The following is a 23,065-nucleotide window of genomic DNA, read 5'->3' as shown; positions in this document are numbered from 1 at the left end:
GTGGTCAGCCGGCCGGTTCCTCGGAGGCGAGCATCGGGGTCAGGCCGGCGGCTCCGGCGATCTGCCGGACGAACGGGGTCAGTCCGGCCGCGGTCACCGCGATGCCGCGCGCGCGGGCCGACTCGTAGACCCCGAGCAGCACCCGGATCCCGGCGGCGTCGAGCAGCGGAACGCGGCTGAGCTGCAGGATCACTCGCCGGCCGGCGGGCTGGTGGCGGGTCAGGTCCAGGAGCGCCGTACGCAGGTGCCCGGCGTTGTCGCGGTCGACCTCGCCGGCGACCGCGATCTCCAGCTCGCCGCCCGGCAGCCATCTGGTCACCACCTGGAACGGGATGTCGGCCGGTTCGTGGCCGGCCGGCCATCGCGGCACCTGGTCGGTCAGCAGGCCCTCGCGCAGCCAGGCCAGGACGCGGGCGAGGGTCCGCGAGACGTGCATCTGGGAGATGCCCAGATCCGCCGCGACAGCCGACTGGGTACGGCCGCCGTAGAAGATCTGGACGACGATGTGCCGCTCGCGTTCCGGAAGGCTCGCCACCAGCTCGGTGACGGTCAGGCGGTCGGCGGCCTGCTCGAGGTCGCTATCGAGGTCCCCGAGCATGTCGCCGAACTGGGTGTCGCCCTCTCCGACCGGCACGTTCAGCGACAGTGGCCGGTAGCCGGTCGCGGAGATCCGGGCCTTGCCGAGATCGTCGGCGTCGATCCCGCAGGCCGCGGCGAGTTCGGTCTCGCTGGGGTGCCGGCCCAGGTCCCGGGTCAGCAGGGTCTCCTGCTGGGTGACGGCGAGCGCGAGCTCCTGCATCCGGCGTGGCACGTGCACCACCCAGGTGCTGTCCCGCAGGTGCCGTTTCAGTTCGCCGGACACGGTGTTGATCGCGTACGCGGTGAAGGAGCCTCGCTCGGGGTCGTACCGGTCGACCGCCTTGACCAGGCCCAGGCGGGCCACCTGTTCGAGGTCCGCGAGCGGTTCCGAGCCGCGTCGGTACCGGCGGGCCAGGCGCTCGGCCAGCGGCATCGCCGCGCTGATCATGTCGTCGCGTAACCGGCGTGCCCGTGCGCCGCCGGCCTCCCGCAGGTCGCGGGCGTACTGCTGCGCCGTCTCGTCGAAATGGTCCGGCGCATACCGTTGCTGCTGGGGCATGTGGTCCTCCGTGACGCTCGTCCCCGGCCCCGTCCGGGCCGGTGTATCCCCGGCGAGGAGTCCTTCAAACGGCGGCGGTCGATGACATTTGGGCGGCGGCCGCGACGGCGGCGGTTTACCGGGCCGCGCGCCGGGTAGACGCCGCATCTGTCACCAGGAGACCGGGAGGAAGCATGGAACCCATCGGAGATCCGGACGACACCGGCGATTTCGCCGAGGAACACGAGTCGACCGAGGTCACGGCCGACGATCCGGACCGCGAGCCGGAGAGCCAGGGCCGTTGGACGGGCGGTATGGAGCAGGACGGGCCGCCGTGACGGCGCGGATGTGATCACTCACCCGGCGGGCCGGCCGCCGCGAGCGATGCGGCGGCTCGGGACGCTAGAGCCTCGCCGGGACCAGGACGCGGGCGGCTTCGACCGCGCGGGCGGCGATGTCGTCGACGGTGCTGGCCTTACGGGCGAAGAAGCCGTCCGCGTGCAGCGAGGTGTATCCGTGTGCCACCGCGATCGTCGCCTCGACCAGCAGGACCGTTTCCTGGTACGAGCCGGTGCCGGTGGCGGCGGCCAGGTCGAGCAGCGTCGTCATCAGGGCACGGGTGTGCTCGCGGCGGGCGTCGTCGGCGATCGCGTACAACTCGGCGGCGAAGATGACGTGGAAGCCCGCGCCGGTCGCGGTGACATGGCGGACGTAGGCGCCGGCGGCGGCGGCGAGCCGGTCGGCGGGGTCGCTTCCGGCCGTGTCCGCGGCGGCCTTGATCGCGGCGCCGAGATCCTCGGCGGCGGCCGCGGAGACCGCGTTCAGCAGTTGGTTCCGGTCGGCGAAGTGACGGTACGGCGCGGCCGAGCTGACCTGGAGCCGGCGGGCCACCGCGGCGACCGAGAAACGCCTGAGCCCGGACTCGGCGAGAAGGTCGAAACTGGCCGCGATCAGCGCCGCTCGCAGGTCACCGTGGTGGTAGGCCCGGTTGGTGGGCACGGTCGCCTCCATGTGAGTAGGCTCTTACATTAGCAAGTAAGAGCCCTCTTACATCGACGGAGGCACCGTGACCATCCGGCTCGGCTACCAGATCCCCAACTTCACCTACCCGGACGTCGGAGTCGAGCACCTCTTCGACACGGTCGTCGCGCAGGCCCGCGAAGCCGAGTCGTCCGGCTTCGACACCGTGCTGGTGATGGACCACTTCTACCAGCTCCCGGGCATCGGGGCGCCGGAGAACGCGATGCTGGAGGCCTACACGACCCTGGGCGCGCTCGCGTCGGCGACCTCCACGGTCCAGCTGTCCACTCTGGTCACCGGCAACACGTACCGTAATCCCGCTCTTCTCGCCAAGACGGTGACCACGCTGGACGTGGTTTCCAAGGGGCGGGCGATCCTCGGCATCGGCGCCGGGTGGTTCGAGCGGGAGCACCACGACTTCGGCTTCGAGTTCGGCACCTTCGGGCAGCGGTTCGAGCGTCTCGAGGAGGCGCTGACGATCATCGCGCCGATGCTCAAGGGCGAGCCCGCGTCGCTCGACGGCAAGTGGTACACGGCTCGTGGGGCCATCAACAACCCGCGGCTGCGCCCGAACATCCCGATCATGCTGGGTGGCTCGGGCGAGCAGAAGACGTTCCGGCTGGCCGCGCGGTTCGCCGACCACATGAACATCATCTGCGACGTCGACGACCTGCCGCGCAAGGTCGCCGTGCTGCGGCAGCGGTGCGAGGAGATCGGTCGCGACCCGGCCACGCTCGCCACCAGTTACCTGGTCATGGGCATGGTCGGCGACACCGAGCAGGAGGCCAAGGAGATCGGCGAGACGATTCCCGAGGACCGCCGCAACCGCGCCTTCCTGGGTACGGCCGAGCAGGTGGCCGAGCAGCTCGGGGAGCGTGTCCTCGGCGCGGGCATCGACGGGATCACCATCAACCTGATCCGCAACGGCCACCGGCCCGGTGTGGTGGCCCGGGTCGGCGCGGCCCTCAAGCCGCTGGTCGGATAGGGGTGACCCGGGCTCCCGCCCCCACGCGGGAGCCCGGACCGGTCAGCCGGCCAGCGCCGGGTAGTCGGTGTAGCCGCGGTGATCGCCGCCGAAGAACGAGGCCGGGTCCGGGGTGTTGAACGGGCCACCGGCCGCGAGACGGGCGGGCAGGTCGGGGTTGGCCAGGAAGAGGCCGCCGAAGGAGACCAGGTCGGCCGTGCCGTCCTCGATGAGGGTCAGCGCCTCCGGGCCGGTGAGGTCCGGGTAGGTGGCCGGGTTGAGGACGAACGTGGCCGGCCAGAGGGCGCGCAGCCGGCGGGTCAGCTCGCGGTCCGGGCTCTCGACCAGGTGCAGGTAGGCGAGGCCGAGCGGAGCCAGGCGGGTGACCAGCGCGGGGTAGACCTCGGCGGCGTTGTCCTCGGCGATGTCGTTGTAGGGGTTGTCCGGGGAGAGCCGGATGCCGACCCGGTGTCCGCCGATCGCGTCGGCGACCGCGGCCGCCACCTCGACGGCGAACCGAATGCGGCCCTCGACCGAGCCGCCCCAGCCGTCGGTGCGCCGGTTGACGTTGGTGGACAGGAACTGGTGGACCAGGTAGCCGTTGGCGCCGTGGATCTCCACACCGTCGAAGCCGGCCGCGATCGCGTTGCGGGCGGCGGAGGCGAAGTCGGCGATGGTCTCGGCGATCTCGGGCTCGGTCAGCTCCTTCGGGGTGACGAGGTCCTGCATGCCCTCGTGCGTGTAGACCTGGCCGGCGGCGGGGACCGCGGACGGGGCGACCGGGACGAGGCCGTCGGGCAGCAGGCTGGGGTGGCCGATCCGGCCGCTGTGCATGAGTTGCGCGAAGATCACGCCACCGGCGGCGTGCACCGCGTCGGTGACCTTGCGCCAGGCGGCGACCTGCTCCTCGGAGTGCAGACCGGGGGTGAAGGTGTAGCCCTGGCCGACCACCGACGGCTGGATGCCCTCGGTGATGATCAGGCCGGCGCTCGCCCGCTGGGTGTAGTACTCGGCCGTCAGGTCGGTGACGGTATTGCCGGGACCGTGGGCACGGCTGCGGGTCATCGGCGCCATCACGATGCGGTTGGCCAGCTTGGCGCCGGCGAGGTCGTACGAGTCGAAGGCGTCAGCCATGGGAATGCCTCTCCAGTAAAGTTCGTGGCACGAACCAAAGTAGTTCGCGGCGCGAAGTTATGCAAGGTAGGATGGCCCACATGACTGACGGCCCAGGATTCGGCAACACCCTGGTGTACCTGTCCTTGCTGATCCAGCGGCGCTACGCACAGATCTGCGCCGATCACGACCTCACCACCGCGCAGGCCCAGTTGCTCTGCACGGTCAAGGACCAGCCGCGGGGCATGGGTGAGCTCTCCCAGCTCCTCGGCCTGGCCAAACCCGGTCTCAGCGGCCTCGTCGACCGCACCGAGCGGCGCGGCCTGGTCCAGCGGGTGGCTTCGGATCGCGACCGGCGGGCCTGCACGGTGATCAGCACGCCCCTGGGCAAGGAGGTCGGCAACGCGCTGTACGCGGACGTGGCCGCCCGGCTGCCCGACATCTTCGGGCACCTGCCCGCCGCCGACCGGCGGGTCCTGGAGGAGTTGGTCGCCGGCGTCCCCACCGACTGCGGCGACTGACGGCCTACTTCGGTTGGGGGTCCATGCCCCGCAGACGGTCGGCCACCTCGGCGGAGAGCGCCGCCAGGCGTTCGCGAGCCTCCCGGCTCAGACGCTCGATCCGGTCCAGGGTTTCGGCGCGCTTCGCGGTGAGGGCCGCGATCCGCTCGGCATGGGCGTGCCGGGCGTCGGCGACGAGCGTGGAGGCTCGCAGTTCCGCGTCACTGACCAGGCGATCGGCCTCGGTGCCGGCCTTGCGGAGCGTCTCCGACGCCTCGCGGCGCGCCTCGGCCACGTGCCCGTCGGCGGTGCGCTGTGCGAACTCCAGGAGCCGGGGGGCCACGAAACGGGCCTGCTCCAACTCGGCGCTCAGAGCGGCCGCACGCTCCTGGGCCAGGGCGCACTCCCGCTCCAGCCGGCGCAGCCAGCCGGCCGGGTCGGACTCCTGGAGGTGCTCGGCGAGGGCCTGGTTCTCCGCCTCCAGACGGCGGACCTCCTCGGCGACCCCGGCCACGAACTCGTCGACATCACCGTCGTCGTAGCCCGGCGAGCCCTCCGGCGACTCCCGGAACACGATGCTGCCGATCTCGGCTGCGGTGAGCGACATGACGACACCCGTTACCTTCCTGCGCACGCTCCCACAGAGGCGACCGGGTTTCAAGGCCCGCCAGGGCGGTGCGATCGTGCGGTTCGATCGTCAGGAAGTCAACGTGAACCACCATTCAATGTCAACACCGAGCGACGAGAAGGGCTCCTGACAGTCACCGACCGCCACCACGGCCGGCTCCCGGAGGCCGTCAGCTCAGCCGGAACGAGCCGACCAGCGCGCGCAACTCCTCCGCGGTACGGGCGACCTCGGAACTCGCCACATTCGTCTGGCTCGTCCCCTCGACCGAGACGGAACTGGCCCGTGCCACCTCGGAGATGCTCACCGCGATCCGGCCGCTGCCCGCCGCGACCTCGCTGATGCTGCGGCTCATCTCGGCGGTGGTCGCGGTCTGCTCCTCGACCGCGCTGGCGATCGTGGTCTGGTAGTCGTTGATCCGGGCGATCACCTCGCTCACCCGGCTGATCACCTCGACGAGCCCGCCGGTCTCCTGCTGGATGGCCGTCACCCGGCTGGTGATGTCGTCGGTCGCGCGGGCCGTCTCCTGTGCCAGATCCTTGACCTCGCTGGCCACCACCGCGAAGCCCTTGCCCATCTCGCCGGCCCGGGCGGCCTCGATCGTCGCGTTGAGGGCCAGCAGGTTGGTCTGCTCGGCGATCTGGGTGATCAGCTTGACCACGTTGCCGATCTCCACGGACGAGGCCCCGAGCTGCTCGATGCGCTGGGTGGCCAGGGCCGCCTCGGAGACGGCCTCCCCGGCGATCTGCGCGGCCCGGTTGGTGTTCTCGGAGATTTCCCGGATCGAGACCCCCATTTCCTCGCTGCCGGCGGCGACGGTCTGCACGTTGCGCGAGATCTCCGCGGCCTCGCTGGACGCGGCCGTGGTCTGCTCGTCGGTCTGGTGTGCCGCGCCGGCGATCTCCTGGCTGGTCGCGGCGAGTTCGGTGGCGGCGCCGGCCAGGGTGTCGGCGTTCGCCGTCATCCGCTGCATCGTCGTGCGGATGACGTCCATTGCCGCGTCCAGCTCCGCCGCCATGACGCCGAGCTCGTCCTTGGCGGTGATGCCGGTGCGCTGGGTCAGATCACCCTGAGCAAGCGCCCCCACCACCGAGGCCACCCGCCGGACCGGCGTCAGGATCGACCTGACCAGGGGTACGGACAGGGCGATCAGCAGCAGGAGGCCGCCCCCGGCGACGGTGAGCATCCACCACATCGCCGACGACTTCGTGGACTCCATGGCCGCCTGCTGCTCGACGATCCGGGCGTCCAACTGCTCGTGGATGGCACTGATCTCGTCGTCGACGATCCCGTTCTGCTCGGCGATCTCGTCGTACCGCGCGTCCACGCTGCGGGGGTCGGCCAGCGCGTCGGCGACGAAGTCCTCGACGAAGACGTTGAACGCCTCGACGCTGCCGGCCAGCTCCTTGATCGACTCGTCGAGGGTGCCCAGGTCGTGCGCCACGGCTGCCGCGAGGGCCTCGTTGGCCGACACGACGTCGTCGGCGGCGTCGCCGGTCACGTCGTCGCCGTGGGCCGCCCGGTAGGCGTCGACCTTCAGCTCGGCCTCCCGGGTGTCCAGGTGGTTGAGCGCGGCCTTGGTGACGGTGAAGTTGTTCAGGCTCTCCTGCTTGACGGACAACTGCTCCTGGGACCAGAGCCCGATCGCGGTCAGCGCGCCGGCCACGAGCACTCCGGTCACCACGATCGAGGAGAGCCGTTTGGCCACGCTCAGATCGGTGAGACGAAGCATGCGGGCTCCCGGCGGCTCGTTGATGACCTTGTCATCAGGTCCCATCGGTTCGCGCAGACCAGGACTGAGCCGCCGGGAATACGGACTCGCCAGCGGAAACCGTCGAGGTGGCGCCCGGCCCGCGCGACGCGTTCACGTGGGCGCCGGACCGGAGTCCAGGGTCATATGCAGTTCCCGAACCACCCGGATCGTTGCCAGGGTTGCGCGAATCATTGCGTATACATAACATCGTGGCTGTGACGGGAAACAAGGGTGAGCGTCGTGGATCGGCCGTGCACAACCGGCTGGCGATCCTGCGGGCTGAGCGTGGCGTGTCCCGCGCCGAGCTGGCGGGCGCGGTCGGGGTCAACCCGCAGACCATCGGCTTCATCGAGCGCGGCGACTACGGCCCCTCCCTCGAGGTGGCCCTGCGGATCTGCGACTTCTTCAGCCTGCCCGTCGAGGCGGTGTTCGCGCTGACTCCCCTCACCCCGATGTCCACCCAGCTTTACGGCACCGAGCCAGGAGACTCCCGATGAACAAGCCACCCACCACCGCCGAACGCGTTCTCGAGCTGCGCACCGAGATGGACGCCCGCATTCAGGCCCAGCGCCACGCGCCCCTGCCGCGGTGGCTGGCCCATCGCTCCACCCGTCGCGCCATCGCCGCCGGGCCGCCCCTGACCGTGCTCGCCTGCGGCCTCCTGACCGCCACCCGGCCGGACGACGCCGTGGGCACCGCCCTGCTGGGAGCCACCGCCGCGCTCGCCCTGGCGAGCCTCCTGCTGCTGCGCCGGGCGAGCCGGCTGCTCGACACCGCACCCGACCGGCTGCTCGACGAGCGCGAGATCGGGGAGCGCAACGCCGCCCATCGCCGCGCCCACGCCCTGACCATCGGCCTGTTCGCCCTGCTCATGATCGTCGCGGTCGCCGACGCCCTGATGACCAGGAGCGGCGGGGCCGCGCTGATCCCCGGGGACAACTGGATCCAGGTGATGGTGACCGCGATGCTGGTCGCCGGCATGATCCCGGCGGCCGTCATGGCCTGGCGGTGGACCGATCTCACCGACGAGGATCTCGGCTGACCGAAGCCCTCAGGAGCCCGGCGGGGAGGACTGGCGCAGCAGCGGCGGGTGCAGCAGGGTGGCGGGGCCCCGGCGGAACAATTGGGCCGGGCGGCCACGGTCGCGGATCACGGTGCCGCCGGTGGGCTCGACGAAACCGTCGGCGCCGGTCACCTTGCGGTGGAAATTGCGCGGATCGAGGCGGGTCCGCCACACCGTCTCGTACACCGTCCGGAGGTCGGCGACGGTGAACTCGGCCGGGCAGAACGCGGTGGCCAGGGGGGTGTACTCCAGTTTGGCGCGGGCCCGCTCGATGCCGTCGCCCAGGATCCGGTCGTGGTCGAAGGCCAGTTCGCCCGGCTCGATGTCGTCGACCGGGCGCCAGTCGGCGCCGGCGGCGTCACTGCCGGCCACTGGGGACGGCAGGTCCGGGAGCAGCGCCAGGTAGGCGACCGTCACGACCCGGCCGCGCGGGTCCCGGCCGGGCGCGCCGTAGGTGGCGAGTTGCTCGAAGTGCCCGGCCGTCGGGTCGACACCGGTCTCCTCACGCAACTCCCGGGCGGCGGCCTCCGCGAGATCCTCGTCGGGGAGAACGAATCCGCCGGGCAGCGCCCACCGGCCCTGGAACGGCGGGATGCCCCGCCTGACCAGCAGGGCCTGGAGCGCGCCCTGGCGGATGGTCAGCAGGACCAGGTCCACGGTGACCGACACCACGCTTCGCGTCATGTTGACGATAATAGCGGCCGGGCTTTATCGTCATTGTGACGACAACGTTCCGGGAAGGAACCACCGATGGCCGACGTGACCCGCCGCCTCCACCTGCGCCACCTGCGGGGCGCCCCGACCAGCTGGGTCAGCCACACGGTCAACGGAAAGACCAAACGGGCCGGCACCGGGCTCTCGTTCTGGTACCGGCCGTTGACCGCGGTCCTCTCCGAGGTGCCGGTCGACGACCGGGAACTGCCCCTGCTGTTCCACGCCCGCACCGAGGACTTCGCCGACGTGACCGTGCAGGCGACGGTCACCTACCGGTTCAGCGACCCGGCGGCCGCCGCCGGCCGGCTCGACTTCTCCATCGACCCCTACCAGGGCAAGTGGCGCGGCCAGCCGCTCGACCAGGTGGCCACGCTGCTCGCCGAGCTCGCCCAGCAGCCGGCCCTCGACGTGCTGGCCCGGCTGCCGCTGGCCGAGGCGCTGACCACCGGCATCGCGCCGGTCCGGCAGTCGGTCGCCGACGCGCTCGCCACCGACCCGCGGCTCACCGAGACCGGCGTGTCGGTGGTCAGCGCCCGGGTTGTGGCGATCCGCCCGGAGCCCGACCTGGAGCGGGCACTGCAGACACCGACCCGCGAGCAGGTGCAGCAGGACGCCGACAAGGCGACGTACGCCCGCCGCGCCCACGCCGTCCAGCAGGAGCGGCAGATCGCCGAGAACGAGCTGCAGAGCAAGATCGAATTGGCTCGCCGCCAGCAGGAGCTCGTCGAACAGCACGGCGCCAACAACCGCCGGGAAGCCGAGCTCGACGCCGAGACCCAGCTCGTCGCGGCGAAAGCCGAGGTGGACCGCAAGGAGGTGGCCAGCATCGCCGCCGCTGCCCGCGCCAACCGGACCGCCGCCAGCGAGGCCGAGGCGACGAGGGTGCGCGACGAGGCCCGCGCCGCCGGCACCAGGATCGTCGGCCTGGCCGAGGCGGAGGCCGAGGCCGCGCGCCTTGCCGCCTACCAGGACCTGCCACCGGCGGTCCTGCAGGCGCTGGCGCTGAAGGAGTTGGCCGGCAACCTCCCGGCGGTCAACGAGCTCACCATCACCCCGGACGTGCTGACCAAACTGGTCGGGCGGCTCGGATCGTGAGCACACTGGCCCCGCGCGTGGTGATCGTGTCGCGGCGCAGCGAACTCGACGAGTTGCTCGCCCGGCACGGCACGCTCGGCGCGGCCGCGTACTTCCTGCGCCAGCGCGGCCGCGACCTGGACGAGGTGTCCGCCCGTCACGAGGCTCTGAAAGCCGCGCTCACCGAGGTGGGCGCGGCCGTCCCGGCCGACTGGCGACGCGGTCACGTGGAGCGGGCCGATCTGCCGCGATTCCTCTTCGCGCCGGAGGACGTGGTGGTGGCCGTCGGTCAGGACGGCCTGGTGGCGAACGTGGCGAAATACCTGGACGGCCAGCCGGTGATCGGCGTCGACCCGGAGCCGGGCCGCAACCCCGGCGTGCTGTCCCGGCACCGGGCCGGTGCGGTCGCGGCACGTCTGCGGAACCCGCTGCAGGGCAGTCAGGAACGGACCATGGTGGTGGCGCGGCTCGACGACGGCCAGGAGCTGTACGGGCTGAACGAGGTCTACGTCGGGCACGCCGGCCACCAGTCGGCACGATACGTGCTCACCACGCCCGACGGCGCCCGGGAACAACAGTCGTCGTCCGGGCTCATCGTCGGCACCGGCACCGGGGCGACCGGCTGGTGCGCGTCGATCGCCCGCGACCGGGCCGGCGCCCCGCCGCTGCCGAAGCCCGGCGATCCGGCGCTGTGCTGGTTCGTCCGTGAGGCGTGGCCCTCCCCCGCGACCGGCGTCACGAGAACGTCCGGCCTCCTCATGCCCGGCGCCGAACTGGAGCTGACCAGCGAGTCGGAGCGTCTGGTGGTGTTCGCCGACGGCCTGGAGTCCGACGCGCTGGAACTGTCGTGGGGCCAGCGTCTCCGGATCGGTGTGGCCGGGCGCAGACTGCGCCTGGCCTGAGGAGCCCGGGCGGGATCCCGGCCCCGGCACGGCGGGGCGGCCGGGGTCGGGGGACACCGGCCCCCCGGGGGGACCGTGGGGGGGGCAGCCCGGCGGGCCGGCCGTTCGCGCGCCCGGCCGCCCCACGGTGGCGACGGTCAGCGGGTCAGGGCGCGGTCACCGCCGTGACGGCGGAGAACTCGCCGTTCCCGGTACGGGTGGCGACGACCTGGTAGCGGCCGGACAGCGCGTCCGGGGCGGTCCACTGCTCGGTAGCCGTGCCGGCGACCAGGCCGAGCCGGTCGAGCAGGTGGGACTCGCCGACCGCGGCGTTCTCCACCATCAGGAACGACTGGACGGTGACCGCGCCCGCCGGCGCGGCGGCCGAGTAGGAGCTGGTCATCCAGCCGGTGGCGGTGTCGACCGTCGCGACGTTCGCGCTGCCGAGGCGGGTGACCTTGCCGGTGGCGTCGGTGAAGGCGAGACCCGCGCGGACCCGGCGGCCGGCGCCGGCGGCCTGGAAACTCGCGACCGAGGTGTACGTGGTTCCGACGGCCGCCGGAACCTTGCGGCTGTACGCGCTGATCTGCCCGGCGCTGAGCGCGGTGAGTCGCAGCGAGGCGGTGCCGACCGCGCCGGCCGTGTCACTGCGCGAGACACTGCTGGCGGCGCCGCTCACGGTCCATCCGGCGGTGCCGGCCGCGGCGGACTCCAGGCTGGCCGCGTCCGCGTCGAGCAGGTTGTCCGGAATCGTGGCGCTGCCGACCGGCAGGCTCGTGACCGGCACACCGTTGCGAAGGACCAGGTACCCGCCGATCGGGTTGCCGCTCGCGTACGACTCCTCCCAGGTCAGCCGGTTTCCGCCGGCGGTGAGGGCGGTCGGGGCCTCGGGCGCTTGCGCGGCCGTGCGCACCGGCGCTCCGATGACACCGGTGGCCGTGTTGGTCACGCCGTTCGGGCCGGTGAGCGTCAGGAAGGTCGGCCGGGACGCGGCCTTGCGGGCGCCGACGTGCACGCCGTACCAGGTGGTCGGGGTGGCCTGGTCGTCCACGACGGTGTTGCCGTGGATGGCGTCGTGGCTGCCGACCGACAACCCGATGCCGGCGGTGTCGAACCACCCGGCGCCGGTGTTGTAGGTGGTGGACCCGCCGAAGCCGGCGTTCACGATCCGGTTGCCCGAGACGGTGTCCGCGGCGTTCTTGGCGGCTGTGCTTCCGTACACGAGGATGCCGCTCTGCCGCGACCGTTCGATCACGTTGTCCCGGACAATGTTGTTGCCGCCGGGCCGGACGATGTGATCCGTGGTCACGGTGCTGCTGTCGTTCCAGCCGCCCGGCGTGCCGGCGGTGCCGTCCGCGTCGAGGTAGTCGTCGTAGGCGACGGCGACGCCCACGGTCGCCGAGTCCAGGATCGTGTTGCCGGCCACCAGGCTGTCGCGCGGTTCGGTGACGTCCTTGTTGTTGCCGGTGTGCGAGTAGTCGGAGTTCGACTTGAGCACGATGTGCGCGCCCTCGAGGTGGTTGCCGGTCGCGGTCGCGCCGACCACACCCTCGAAGTAGAGGTTGCCGTACTCGCTGACGCCACGCGCGGCCGCCACCGCCGGGGTGGTGAGCACGACGTTGTCGCGCACGGTGGTCCGGATGGCGTTGGTGAAGTCGAAGGCGTTGCCGTTGATGGTCGCGTCGAACTGGTTGTGCTGGATGACCGTGTCGGCGTTTCGGCCACCTCCGCCGATGTTGTCCTCGCCGTCGGACTCCGCCCCGCCACGGTTGTCGAAGCGGTTGTCGAGAGCCTGGACGCCGGTGGTGCCGTTGATCCACAACTTGAAGTACTCGAAGTTGGTGAACCGCACCTGCCGTACGGTCCAGCGATCGCCCGCGGAGATGCCGCCGCCGGTGTTGGCGTGCGCGCCGAGCGCCGTGCGGAAGTCACAGATCTGGGCCGGCGAGCCGGGCAGGACAGCGTCGTCGAACGCGCCCGCGCCGGTCCGGCAGTTGCCGTTGACGGTGAGGTCGGAGACGAGGTTCGTGCTGCCGGCCTGCTTGGTGTCGGCGGCCCGGATCAGGAAGCTGTAGCTGAAGTTCCGCCAGTTGAGGGTGGGGTCCAGGAGCAGCGTGGTCGCGCCGATACCGGCGCCGCGCAGGTTGACGTTCGGTGGCAGCACCAGGCCCTTGGTGAGCCGGTAGGTGCCGGCCGACAGCAGCACGGTGGCCGTCGTCGCGGGGGTCGTCACGGACCCGTCGGCGGCGACGACGGCGGGCACGGTCCGGCCGGCGGCGGTGGCGATCGCCTGCTGCAGGGCGGCGGCATCGTCGCTGGTGCCGCCGCGCGGCACGGGCGCCACCACACAGGCCGGGTCGGTCGCGCAGCTTTCCGGCACGAGCGGCGCGGGACTCACCGACGAGGTCAGTGAGTACGGAGCCACGGACGCGGCGGCCGCGGCGGCCGCGGGCGCGGCAAGGGCCGCCACCGTGGCCGGCAGGCCGACGGCGAGCGCCGCCACGACACGTGAGGAGCGAACGGGAAGGGGAAGGGGAAGGGGAAGTCGCATCGGCTCTCCATCAAAGGTGCTAAACGGATGCAACCGTACGAATTATTTGATTCCCCGACCTCGCCTGAAGAGACAATCAGTCACCCCTCGTTCTGCTGTCCCCACACCGAGTGGCCGAGATCCTGACCACATCGAACGCGGCAACGTGACCCGCAGGCCGTGGCGGAGAGGGCGAGCAAAGCCCGGACGAGGTCACTCAGGCGAGCAGGGCCTCACGCATCGCCTTGCCCGGGTTGAGGGCGCCGAGGATCCGGTTCCCCGCCGGGTCCCACACGTCGACGGTGTTGTTGCGGCGCATCTGATCGCGGATTCCCGGCGGCAGCGGCGGCGCGTCCGGCATCGCGGCCCGGAGGTCCCGGGCGGTCGCGATCAGCCCGGTGGCCAGGGTGGCGGCGTCGGCGTCCGGCACCACCCGCCCGTACTCCCAGCCGGCCGTGACCAGGTCGAGGATCTCCAGCACGTGCGTCAGCACCGGCTCGGGGGCGGTCAGCTTCGCCAGCGGTCCGGGCCGGGCGCCGACGACGGTCACGGCCGCGGCGACGTGGACGTACGGATGGAACGAGCCACCCGGCACCGGGGCCAGCGGTGACCGCAGCCGAGGCCCGGCGGCCTGCCAGGTCCAGCGGTAGTCGCGGCGATCCACCTGGACACCCTGCGCCGCCGTCGCCGCGAAGGCCGCGTCGGCGAACTCGCGCAGCACCGCCGCCGCGGCGAGCAGGCCGTCGTCGCCGTCGAGCAACTGGACCGCCTCGGCGGCCTGCGCGGCGAACCCGGACGGGACGTGGCCGCCGAACCGCTCCCGCAGCTCACGCAGGATCTGCTGCTGGCGGACGGGGTCCCGCTCGGCCTGACGCCTACCCGACCCGAACCGGAACCACCGCATGTCGCCTCGTCTCAGCCGCTGAAGAGATCGCGGCACATGTTAATGCTCGGGACGGGCCCGGGCTCGCGGCGGGCTGAACGCACGCCAGGGGGTACGCCGGGCGAGGAACCCGATGACACCTCCGGGTGTGAACACGATCAGGTCGCGGACCTCGGCAGTCCAGTCGCCGGTGGACGTCGGATTCGCCGACCGGCGGCACGATCTCGAACCTCGCCGGGCCGAGGGGAGCCCGGTGGTCGGGTAGGAGCCGGGACGCCTGCCGGCAAACAGGACGTCCCGGCTCCCGGGCCGCCTCAGACCGGCACGGGGCCCAGTTGGGCCGTCACGTCACCGTGGGCGGCGCGGACCCAGCCCTTGGCGGCCAGGCGCAGGTGGAGCGTACGCATCAATGCCTCCCGATGCTCGGGTGGCAGTGACCGGACCGCCGCCCGCTCAGCGATGCGCGTCAGCGGGGAGGCGTCGTCCAGGTCCTCCGGGCGGGGCGGTGAGCCCGCCTGCCGCGCCCGGCGCAGCCCGGCCTGCATGCCCAGCACCGCGATCGGGGAAACCCCCAGCTCCCGCTCCAGATAATCGAGATCCATCCGGTCGGCGACCTTGTTGCCGACGACCGCCACCGCGTCCGCGACACCGGCCGCCGTGGCCAGCTCGCGGTATCGCCGGGCCACCGAGACCGACTCCGGCGTCGGTTCGGCCACCACCACGATCACGTCGAACTGGGCGTGCAGCGAGTTCGCGAACGCGTCGGTGCCCGCGACCATGTCGCACACCACCCAGCCGTCGTCGGCCGGATCGAGGTGCGACAGCAGGTTCTCCAGGATCGCCAGGTGCCCGTGGTAGCAGCCGGCCCCGATGTTCTCCGGCTCGTACGTGCCGACGTGCATGACGTGGGTCCGCTCGTCGAGGGCGGTCGCGTGCCCGGCCAGCACCGGGTCACCGGCGTCCAGCGTGATCAGCCGCGAGCCCGGCCCCGGCGGCGTCGTCGCCACGAAGTGTTCCACCCCGGCGATCCGCGGATTGTCGCCAAGCAGGTGGGTGCGGACCCGCCGCGCGTTCTCCGGGTGCGACAGCGCGTCCCCGGCGTGCGCGGCAACCCCGAGCAGCGGCGCGAGGTGCACGTTGACGTCGGCGTCGACGGCCAGCACCCGGTGCCCGACCGCCCGCAGGTGTTGCACGAACAGCGCCGCGAGGGTGCTCTTCCCACTGCCACCCTTGCCAGTGAAAGCGATTTTCATTTGCATGAAGTTAAGGATGACAGACCCGGCCGGCAAGGACCGCCACACCGCTTTCCCACATTTCGTACGCGCACACCCCCGAACCCCGGCCCTCACCCCGGCCCCAGACCCCCATCCCGGCCCGGCCCGACCCCCAGCCCCCCGGCCCCGTCCCAGCCCTCAGTACCCCGCACGGCCCCGCCCCGGCCCCGACCATCGACCCGCAGCCCTCCGCCCGCGCCCCCGACCCTCGGCGCCCGGCTCCCGGTCTCCAGCCCGCAGCCATTCCAACGCGCAATCGGCAGCCCCAGCCCGCACCCCTAACTCGGAGCCCCAACCTGCAGCCCTCGGCCGGCGGGCGGGCGCTGCCGTGGTCATTGCGCCGGCCGCGGATGGCACAAGGCATCGAGGTCACGACACGACGTACCTCTGCCTCAAACACGACACCCGCTGCGGGTGTACCCGACACCCACAGCGGGTGTCACAAGAGCCGACCACCATTGCCCAATCACAGGCACGAGAATCCAAGCCCCCACCAGCCGAACGATCTTGACGCGCCCGCCACCCAGATCGGTAGCCACCGCATCAAGGTTGCCGGGGAGTGTCCATCCCCGGCGTACGGCGGGTAAACGAACTTCCGCTAACCGGTCGTGAGCGCGGTCCCGACCGGATCGAGGCAGCATTCACGACCATCCTGCAGAAGGCCTTGCACGGGCTCGGTAAGGGGCCAGAGGGGACTGGGCGGGGATACGGGCTGCGGGCTGCGGCAGAGGGCGGTGGAGGTCGGGGGCGGGGGCGGGCTGGTGGAAGTGCGGGCCTCGACCGGCGGCGTGGCAGCGTGTCAGGATGGGCATTGCAAACGTTCCCACAAATCGTCAAGGGATCCTCATGCCGCAACCTGACCTGCGCGAGGTGGCTCTGCTGCTGCGCGAGCACGATGACGTCGCCGTCGCGACCCGGGAGCTGGGGGCCGGGCTCACGCTGCGGCACGACGGGCGTGAGCTGACCGTGGTCACGACCGTGCCGCGCGGGCACAAGATCGCGGTGCGGAACCTGGCGGAGGGGACGCCGATCCACAAGTACGGGCAGGTCATCGGGCGGACCACCGTCGCGGTGCCGGCCGGGGAACACGTGCACGCCCACAATCTCGGGATGGCCGCGGTCGATCACGAGTACGAGTTCGGCACCGCTCTCGCCGAGATCGCGCCGGCCGGGGCGATCCGGACGTTCCAGGGGTTCAAGCGGGCCGACGGCTCGGTCGGGACACGTAACTTCGTCGGCATCGTGACCTCGGTCAACTGCTCGGCGTCGACGGCCCGGATGATCGCCGACCAGTTCCGCGGGCCGTTCATGGACGCCTATCCGAACGTGGACGGGGTGGTCGCGCTCGCCCACGACTCCGGCTGCGGCATGGTGCCGGCCAGCGAGGGTGGGCAGATGTTGCTGCGCACGCTGCGCGGCTACGCCAGTCACCCGAACATTGGCGCGATCCTGGTGCTGGGGCTGGGCTGCGAGATGATCGGGGTCGACACGCTGCTCGACGGGCTGCCGGCGTCGTCGGACACGATCGTCGAGCGGCTGACCATCCAGGACTCCGGTGGGGTCCGTGCGACCGTGCGCGCCGGGACCGTCGTGGTCCGCACCCTGCTGGAGCGGCTGAACGAGCGCCGCCGCGAGACCGTGCCGGCCTCGAAGCTGGTCGTCGGGCTGAACTGCGGCGGCTCGGACGGATACTCCGGCATCACCGCCAACCCGGCCCTCGGGCACGCCTCCGACCTGCTGGTGGCGCAGGGCGCGACCACCGTGCTGGCCGAGACGCCGGAGGTGTTCGGCGCCGAACACCTGCTCACCCGGCGGGCCGTGAGCAAGGAGGTCGGGCAGCGGCTGCTCGACCGGATCGCCTGGTGGCACCGCTACGTGGAGGCCGGCGGCGGCACCCTCGACAACAACCCCTCCCCCGGCAACAAGGCCGGCGGGCTGACCACGATCCTGGAGAAGTCGCTGGGCGCGGTGGCCAAGGGCGGCTCGGCGCCGCTGACCGCGGTGTACGAGTACGCCGAGAAGATCACCGAGCCGGGGTTCACGTTCATGGACACCCCGGGCTACGACCCGGTGTCGGTGACCGGGCTGGTCGCGGGCGGGGCCACCGTCGTCGTCTTCACCACCGGGCGGGGCTCGGTGCTCGGCGGCAAGCCGGCGCCGGTGCTGAAGGTGGCCACGAACTCGGAGACCTACCAGCGGATGCGCGAGGACATGGACCTCGACACCGGCGGCATCGTCACCGGCTCGCTGACCCTGACCGAGGCCGGCGAGCAGATCTTCGAGGCCGTCCTGGCGGTCGCGTCGGGTCAGCCGACCCGCAGTGAGGACCTCGACCTGGGCCGCGACGAGTTCATCCCCTGGCAGCTCGGAGCCGTCACCTAGGCACCCCGGACGACGCGCGCACCACCAGCGTGGTCGGCAGGATGACCTCGGCGCCCTGCGCGGCCGTCATGCTGCCGGCCCGGCCGAGCAGCAGGTCCAGGGCGATCGCCCCGGCCCGGTCCTTGGGCACGGCCACGCTGGTCAGCGGCGGGTGGCTCATCCCGGCGAGGCTGATGTCGTCGTAGCCGACCACGCTCATCCGCTCCGGCACGACCGCCCCGCGGGCCGCGAGCCGGTGCAGCAGGCCCATGGCGACCAGGTCGTTGTAGGCGAGGACCGCGGTCGCCGGCCCGGCCAGTACCAGGTCACCGGCCAGCACCCCGCCGTCGAAGGTCGGCGCGACCGACCCGGTCGACAGGATCTCCAGGCCGTCGCCGGCGAGGGACTCCAGCCCGGTGAGCCGCTGCCGGGCCGCCCACGAGTCCTCCGGGCCGGAGACGTACGCGATGCGCCGGTGCCCGAGCGCCCGCAGGTGCTCGATCGCCTGCCGGGTGCCGTCGACGATGTCCGCCACCACCGACGACAGTCCGGGCACCCGCCGGTGCAGCAGGACCGTGTTCTGCGGGTCGGCGGCCGCGAGCAGTTCGGCGTCCTTCGCCCGGGGCGAGCAGAGCAGAATGCCGTCGGTGTTGTGCCGCAGCGTCGCGATCGCCTCCAGCTCGGCGACCGGGTCCTCGTCGGTGTCGCTGATGAACACGCCGCAGTCGACCGCGCGGGCCCGTGCCGTGACGCCTTTCGCCACGTCGGCGAAGAACGGGTTCCGCAGGTCGGGAACGATCAGGCCCAGATTTCCGGTACGCCCGGTGATGAGCCCGCGGGCGGCCCGGTTGGGCTGGTAGCCGAGCCGGTGGGCGACCGCCACCACCGCCTCACGGGTGGTGGGGCTGACACTGCCGCCGGTCAGCGCGCGGGACACCGTCGACACCGAGACGCCGGCCGCACGCGCGACGTCCTGTACGGTCGTGCGCACCAACAACCCGCTCCTCACGCTGCCGCCTCCTTGCTGCCGCGTCAGCATAACGAGCGGTGGTCCGCACGCGGCCGGACCGGTCGGCGCGGCGATCATCAACCCGTGACCCGCCGCGCGACCACGGATGCCGAGGTCGCCTCGGTGGCGCTCATCGCCGAAAGGCCGCGAGCGCATCGGATGATCGGGAGACCTCAGCGTGCTCACAGCGGGGATGGCGCAGGCTCCCGGTATGCGAGCGATGGTCTACGACGCGTACGGCCCGCCCGAGGTCCTTCGGCCGGCCGACCTGCCCACGCCGTCACCCCGGGGCGACCAGGTGCTGGTCCGGGTACATGCCACCACGGTCACCTCCGCCGAGTCCGGGATGCGGCAGGGCATGCCCCGGTGGGGGCGGGTGATCCTGGGACCGGTCCGGCCCCGCAAGGGAGTGCGGGTGCTCGGCCTGGAGTTCGCCGGCGATGTGGTCTCGACAGGCCCGGACGCACGCCGGATCCGGGCCGGCGACCGGGTGTTCGGGTTCACCGGGTTCACGCTCGGGGCGAACGCCGAATATCTGTGTCTCTCCGAGCGGGCCTCGCTGACCATCCTGCCGGAGCACGTCCCGTACGCCGAGGCCGCGGCCGCCGTCGACGGGTTCACCACCGCGTGGCACTTCCTGCACCGCCTCACCCGGGTCGGGCCGGGCCAGAAGGTCCTGGTCATCGGGGCGTCCGGCAGCATCGGCACCTACGCCGTCCAGATGGCGGCGCGGGCCGGCGCGATCGTGCACGGCGTGTGCAGCGGCCGCAACGTGCGGCTCGCCGAGTCGCTGGGCGCGGCCCGCGTCTTCGACTACACCGCCGAGGACTTCACCGGCAGCGGTGAACGCTACGACGTCGTCTTCGACACGGTGACGCGCAGCACGTACGCCGCGTGCCGTCCGGTCCTGGCGCCGCACGGCGTCTATCTGCCGACCACCGGCCTGATCAACAACGTTCTGGAGCTCCGGACGGCCCTGACCGGCGGGCCGCGCGTCCGGACCGGCATGTCGGTGCGCAAGCACGAGGCCCTGGCCGAGCTGCGTGACCTGCTGGACCGGGGCGAGCTCCGGGTGGTGATCGACCGCACCTATCCGCTGGCCTCTCTGGCCGAGGCGCACCGGCACGTCGACAGCGGCCGCAAGACCGGCAACGTCGTCGTCACCGTGACGGCGGACTGACGCCGAGCACCGTCCTGTGCCGGGACGGCCCCGCGTCCCACGGCGCGCCGCGCTGCTCGCCGTGAGACGGCACTGCCCGCTGGCGGCGCCGTGGCAGGGTGGGACGGACGTGTTCCACGAGACCCGGGAGAGACGCATGACGGCGCTGTCGGCAGGGCTGGTCGCGACGCTCACCGCGATCGCGGTTCCGGCGGGAGCCGTACCCGTGCCGGTCAAGCAGGCGCCGGAGGCGGTCTGCCGGGTGACCGACAAGCGGCTGGTGGAGATCTCCGGGCTGGTCGCCGACGGCAGCGGCTACGTGGTGGTGAACGACGGCGCCGACGAGGAGTCCGGCCGGCGGATCTTCTTCCTGAACCGCAGCTGCAAGGTGGTTCGCGCGGTGCCGTACCCGGCGAGTCCGCGCGACACCGAGGACCTGGCGCGGGCCGCGGACGGCACGCTGTGGGTGGGTGACATCGGGGACAACGGGCAGAACCGGGACAACGTCGGGGTGTGGCGGCTGGCGCCGGGGGCGCGGGCGCCGAAGCTGTTCCGGATGTCCTACCCGGACGGGCCGCACGACGCGGAGGCGCTGCTGGTGGCGGGGAACGGGACGCCGGTCGTGGTCACCAAGGATCCGCTGACGGCCGGGGTGTACGTGCCGGACGGCCCGTTGCAGGAGGGGCGGACGACACCACTGCGGCGGGCCGGGGCGTTCCGGATCCCGCTCAGCGGGACGGGCAATCCGTTCGGGTTCCGTGGGCGGCTCGTGGTCACCGGCGGCGCGGTCAGCCCGGACGGGCGGCGGGTGCTGCTGCGGACCTATGCGGACGCGTTCGAGTTCGACGTGCCCGCGGACGGCACGACCGCGGACGGCGTGGTGCGGGCGATCACCGGGGGCACGCCACGGACGGTGGCCCTGCCGGACGAGCCGCAGGGCGAGTCGATCACCTACACGGCCGACGGCACGGCGTTGCTGACCGTCTCCGAGGTGACCGAGACCGCCGCCGACATCGCCCTGCTGCGATACCCGCTGCCGGAGGCCCCGGCGCCGACGCCGGCCGTCTCGTCGGAGGCGTACACGTCCTCGTTGTCCGTATCGGAGACCGCCCGCGGCAGCGCCGCCCCGGAGAAGCGGATTCCCACCGGGGCGGTCGTGGCCGGGCTGACGCTGGCCGTCGCCGCCGCGGCGGTCGGCGTGGTCGTCGCCCGGCGCCGCCGGAACCACGGCTCCTGACCTGATCCGAGCAGAACAGCAGCCCGATCAGGGCCGGCGAGGCGGGCCGGCCAGAGCGGGATCGAGGTCGGCGAAGCCGGGGTGGTCGAGCAGGAACCGGCCCGCCCGGTCCTTCCTGACCGCGGCGAAGAAGGCGGCGGCGCCGCTGGTGAACTGCTCGCCCAGATATTTCCCGCCCTCGAACACCGGCTCGCCGGGCAGGTCGACCGCGGTCACCGAGCCGGCGTGGAGGTCCTTCAGCTCGATGATCCAGTCGGTGATGTCGTGGCCGCCGCCGTCGACGACCAGGGAGTCACCGACGGTGGTCAGCACCTTCATCAGCCTGGCCGGCCGAAGCGCGCCGTCCCGGCTGATCTGCCGCACGACCGCCTGGAGGAACTGCCGCTGGTGGCGCTGACGGTCGTAGTCGCTGCGCGGCAGCCCGTAGCGCTGGCGCAGGTAGTCCAGCGCCTCCCAGGATCGCAGGCGCACCGGCTCGGCGCTCGTCCGGTAGGTCTTCTGCGCGCCGGTGTAGGGCCGCAGGCACTTCCGGCTCTCCCGGCACTCGGGCGACACCTCGCGGGGGCTGCCGTCGGGTTGGAGATGCTCGGAGACGACGTCCTGGTCGATGACCATCCGGACCCCGCCGAGCGTGGCGACCATCCGTTTGAACCCGCCGAAGTTGATGACCGCGCCGGCGTCGAACTCCTTGATCCCGGTGACGTCGCCGACCGTCCGGGCGAGCAGTTCGAGGCCCTGGGCGGGGTCGTACCGGTCCGGGCCGATCCGGCTGCCCAGCGCCATCGCGGCGTTGATCTTCGCCCGCTGGGCGGGGGTGCCGTTTTTCGCGAACGCGGGGATGCGCACCACCAGGTCCCTGGGGAGCGAGAACAGGTAGGCGCCCTGCCGGTCCGCCGGGATGTGCGCGACGATGATCGCGTCGGCGAGAGGCGTCACGTGTGTGCCCCGGGGGTCGATGCCGACCAGCAGGATGTTGAGCGGCCCGTCAAGGCCGGCCCGCTCCGAGGTGGCCTCGACCGCCGCGATGGCGGCGACCGTGCCCGCGGCGGGGACCAGCAGGAGGCACCCGGCGGCGGCACCGAGTCGCGCCCACAGCGGTGCACGGCGATTCCTGGACCTGGCCACCTGACCTCCTAATTCCTGTTTCCCGCGACTTGGGGATGATTACACGGTTACCGACTCTTCGAACGTTTATCGGGGCTTGTGCCGCTCTTGCGGAGATTGACGTATCAACTACGACCTGATCGACACGTCGAGCCGGAAGGGCCGCGGATCATGCCCAGGAGACTTCCCACCTCGGAGCCACTACGCACGTGGCGGGCGTTCATCGAGACCACCGAAGCGCTGCGGGGGCGCTGTCCGCACGGCTGCAGGCCGAGTCCGGCCTCTCCCCGGCGACTACGCGGTGCTGCTCGCGCTGAGCGAGGCCCCGGACGGCCGCCTGCGGCCGAGCGACCTGGCCGCGACGATCGGGTGGGAACGCAGCCGGCTCTCGCATCATCTCGGCCGGATGGAGCGGCGTGGCCTGATCCGGCGGGAGGACTTCGCCGGGGACAGCCGCGGCGCCGAGGTGGTCCTGGAGGAGCCCGGGTCGGCGGCGTTCCACGGGGCGACCGTGCCGCACCTGACGGCCGTCCGGGAACTGTTCGTCGAGGCACTCACGCCGAAACAACTGGACGCCGCCACCGGGATATCGGCCGCCCTGCGGAAGCGTTTGGACCGGTGATCCTCACCCGTCCGGGCCGGAATCCCCGGATCGGTTGAACTTTCCGGCTGTTTGAAACGCAC

At 72.0% G+C, this 23,065-nt stretch carries 22 protein-coding genes; 11 read left to right on the top strand and 11 right to left on the bottom strand.

Annotated features, from left to right (window positions below):
- Window positions 1-4: 4 nt before the first annotated feature.
- Window positions 5-1,138: a sigma-70 family RNA polymerase sigma factor gene (locus QLQ12_RS16600; protein WP_282760894.1), complete on the bottom strand. Its 1,134-nt coding sequence runs from the start codon at window positions 1,136-1,138 to the stop codon at window positions 5-7.
- A gap of 173 nt (window positions 1,139-1,311) precedes the next feature.
- Between QLQ12_RS16600 and QLQ12_RS16595 the strand changes: the two genes are divergently transcribed.
- Window positions 1,312-1,455 (top strand): hypothetical protein, encoded by a 144-nt coding sequence (locus QLQ12_RS16595; RefSeq protein WP_282760892.1) that lies wholly within the window; start codon window positions 1,312-1,314, stop codon window positions 1,453-1,455.
- Between the two features lie 64 nt (window positions 1,456-1,519).
- Here QLQ12_RS16595 and QLQ12_RS16590 read toward each other — a convergent pair whose 3' ends face one another.
- The gene (locus QLQ12_RS16590; RefSeq protein ID WP_282760890.1) at window positions 1,520-2,128 is read right to left on the bottom strand and encodes a TetR/AcrR family transcriptional regulator; all 609 of its coding nucleotides are present in this window, start codon (window positions 2,126-2,128) and stop codon (window positions 1,520-1,522) included.
- Between the two features lie 55 nt (window positions 2,129-2,183).
- Here QLQ12_RS16590 and QLQ12_RS16585 point away from each other — a divergent pair, with 55 nt between their 5' ends.
- A complete protein-coding gene (locus QLQ12_RS16585) occupies window positions 2,184-3,122 on the top strand; it encodes an LLM class F420-dependent oxidoreductase (protein WP_282760888.1) in 939 nt (312 codons plus the stop codon).
- Window positions 3,123-3,164: 42 nt separating this feature from the next.
- Here QLQ12_RS16585 and QLQ12_RS16580 read toward each other — a convergent pair whose 3' ends face one another.
- A complete protein-coding gene (locus QLQ12_RS16580; protein WP_282760886.1) occupies window positions 3,165-4,235 on the bottom strand; it encodes an alkene reductase in 1,071 nt (356 codons plus the stop codon).
- A gap of 80 nt (window positions 4,236-4,315) precedes the next feature.
- On the opposite strand from QLQ12_RS16580, the gene QLQ12_RS16575 reads away from it, so the two are divergent.
- Window positions 4,316-4,735 carry a MarR family winged helix-turn-helix transcriptional regulator gene (locus QLQ12_RS16575; protein WP_282760883.1) on the top strand — a complete coding sequence of 140 codons (420 nt, stop codon included), beginning with the start codon at window positions 4,316-4,318 and terminating at the stop codon, window positions 4,733-4,735.
- A gap of 4 nt (window positions 4,736-4,739) precedes the next feature.
- Here QLQ12_RS16575 and QLQ12_RS16570 read toward each other — a convergent pair whose 3' ends face one another.
- Together QLQ12_RS16570 and QLQ12_RS16565 are read right to left on the bottom strand one after the other, a co-directional pair.
- Entirely contained in the window at window positions 4,740-5,321 is a 582-nt protein-coding gene (locus QLQ12_RS16570; RefSeq protein ID WP_282760881.1) for a DivIVA domain-containing protein, read from the bottom strand.
- A gap of 190 nt (window positions 5,322-5,511) precedes the next feature.
- Window positions 5,512-7,071 carry a methyl-accepting chemotaxis protein gene (locus QLQ12_RS16565; protein ID WP_282760879.1) on the bottom strand — a complete coding sequence of 520 codons (1,560 nt, stop codon included), beginning with the start codon at window positions 7,069-7,071 and terminating at the stop codon, window positions 5,512-5,514.
- Window positions 7,072-7,307: 236 nt separating this feature from the next.
- On the opposite strand from QLQ12_RS16565, the gene QLQ12_RS16560 reads away from it, so the two are divergent.
- Both QLQ12_RS16560 and QLQ12_RS16555 read left to right on the top strand, forming a co-directional pair.
- Entirely contained in the window at window positions 7,308-7,589 is a 282-nt protein-coding gene (locus QLQ12_RS16560; RefSeq protein ID WP_282760877.1) for a helix-turn-helix transcriptional regulator, read from the top strand.
- Window positions 7,586-8,134, top strand: a complete 549-nt coding sequence (locus QLQ12_RS16555) for a hypothetical protein (protein WP_282760876.1) — start codon at window positions 7,586-7,588, stop codon at window positions 8,132-8,134. Before QLQ12_RS16560 ends, QLQ12_RS16555 begins: the two co-directional genes overlap by 4 nt.
- A gap of 9 nt (window positions 8,135-8,143) precedes the next feature.
- Here the strand turns inward: QLQ12_RS16555 and QLQ12_RS16550 are convergent, their stop codons facing one another.
- Window positions 8,144-8,839, bottom strand: a complete 696-nt coding sequence (locus tag QLQ12_RS16550; RefSeq protein ID WP_282760874.1) for an NUDIX hydrolase — start codon at window positions 8,837-8,839, stop codon at window positions 8,144-8,146.
- A gap of 66 nt (window positions 8,840-8,905) precedes the next feature.
- Between QLQ12_RS16550 and QLQ12_RS16545 the strand changes: the two genes are divergently transcribed.
- Together QLQ12_RS16545 and QLQ12_RS16540 are read left to right on the top strand one after the other, a co-directional pair.
- Entirely contained in the window at window positions 8,906-9,964 is a 1,059-nt protein-coding gene (locus QLQ12_RS16545) for an SPFH domain-containing protein (protein ID WP_282760873.1), read from the top strand.
- Window positions 9,961-10,845: an NAD(+)/NADH kinase gene (locus tag QLQ12_RS16540; protein WP_282760871.1), complete on the top strand. Its 885-nt coding sequence runs from the start codon at window positions 9,961-9,963 to the stop codon at window positions 10,843-10,845. Before QLQ12_RS16545 ends, QLQ12_RS16540 begins: the two co-directional genes overlap by 4 nt.
- A 145-nt stretch (window positions 10,846-10,990) precedes the next feature.
- Here QLQ12_RS16540 and QLQ12_RS16535 read toward each other — a convergent pair whose 3' ends face one another.
- From QLQ12_RS16535 to QLQ12_RS16525, 3 genes are all read right to left on the bottom strand, one after another.
- Complete coding sequence (locus QLQ12_RS16535; protein ID WP_282760869.1) at window positions 10,991-13,375, bottom strand: glycosyl hydrolase family 28-related protein; 2,385 nt, start codon at window positions 13,373-13,375, stop codon at window positions 10,991-10,993.
- A 196-nt stretch (window positions 13,376-13,571) separates the two neighbouring features.
- Window positions 13,572-14,258, bottom strand: a complete 687-nt coding sequence (locus tag QLQ12_RS16530; protein ID WP_282760867.1) for a hypothetical protein — start codon at window positions 14,256-14,258, stop codon at window positions 13,572-13,574.
- Window positions 14,259-14,551: 293 nt separating this feature from the next.
- The gene (locus QLQ12_RS16525) at window positions 14,552-15,490 is read right to left on the bottom strand and encodes a nucleotide-binding protein (protein WP_282760865.1); all 939 of its coding nucleotides are present in this window, start codon (window positions 15,488-15,490) and stop codon (window positions 14,552-14,554) included.
- Between the two features lie 867 nt (window positions 15,491-16,357).
- On the opposite strand from QLQ12_RS16525, the gene QLQ12_RS16520 reads away from it, so the two are divergent.
- A complete protein-coding gene (locus QLQ12_RS16520) occupies window positions 16,358-17,893 on the top strand; it encodes a UxaA family hydrolase (RefSeq protein ID WP_282760864.1) in 1,536 nt (511 codons plus the stop codon).
- Here the strand turns inward: QLQ12_RS16520 and QLQ12_RS16515 are convergent.
- Entirely contained in the window at window positions 17,886-18,863 is a 978-nt protein-coding gene (locus tag QLQ12_RS16515) for a LacI family DNA-binding transcriptional regulator (protein WP_282760862.1), read from the bottom strand. The two genes, QLQ12_RS16520 and QLQ12_RS16515, sit on opposite strands and share 8 nt — an antisense overlap.
- Window positions 18,864-19,092: 229 nt before the next feature.
- Between QLQ12_RS16515 and QLQ12_RS16510 the strand changes: the two genes are divergently transcribed.
- Complete coding sequence (locus QLQ12_RS16510) at window positions 19,093-20,061, top strand: NAD(P)-dependent alcohol dehydrogenase (RefSeq protein ID WP_282760860.1); 969 nt, start codon at window positions 19,093-19,095, stop codon at window positions 20,059-20,061.
- A gap of 136 nt (window positions 20,062-20,197) precedes the next feature.
- Window positions 20,198-21,277 (top strand): hypothetical protein, encoded by a 1,080-nt coding sequence (locus QLQ12_RS16505; RefSeq protein WP_282760858.1) that lies wholly within the window; start codon window positions 20,198-20,200, stop codon window positions 21,275-21,277.
- A 27-nt stretch (window positions 21,278-21,304) separates the two neighbouring features.
- On the opposite strand, the gene QLQ12_RS16500 is transcribed toward QLQ12_RS16505, so the two are convergent.
- Complete coding sequence (locus QLQ12_RS16500; RefSeq protein WP_282760857.1) at window positions 21,305-22,402, bottom strand: LCP family protein; 1,098 nt, start codon at window positions 22,400-22,402, stop codon at window positions 21,305-21,307.
- Window positions 22,403-22,682: 280 nt separating this feature from the next.
- Here QLQ12_RS16500 and QLQ12_RS16495 point away from each other — a divergent pair, with 280 nt between their 5' ends.
- Window positions 22,683-23,003, top strand: coding sequence for a MarR family winged helix-turn-helix transcriptional regulator (locus QLQ12_RS16495; RefSeq protein ID WP_282760855.1), 321 nt, complete (start codon window positions 22,683-22,685; stop codon window positions 23,001-23,003).
- The last annotated feature ends 62 nt before the right edge of the window (window positions 23,004-23,065 follow it).

Source organism: Actinoplanes sandaracinus, from assembly GCF_030009775.1.
GTDB classification, from domain to species: Bacteria; Actinomycetota; Actinomycetes; order Mycobacteriales; family Micromonosporaceae; genus Actinoplanes; species Actinoplanes sandaracinus.
This window is presented reverse-complemented; position numbering and strand designations above follow the sequence as displayed.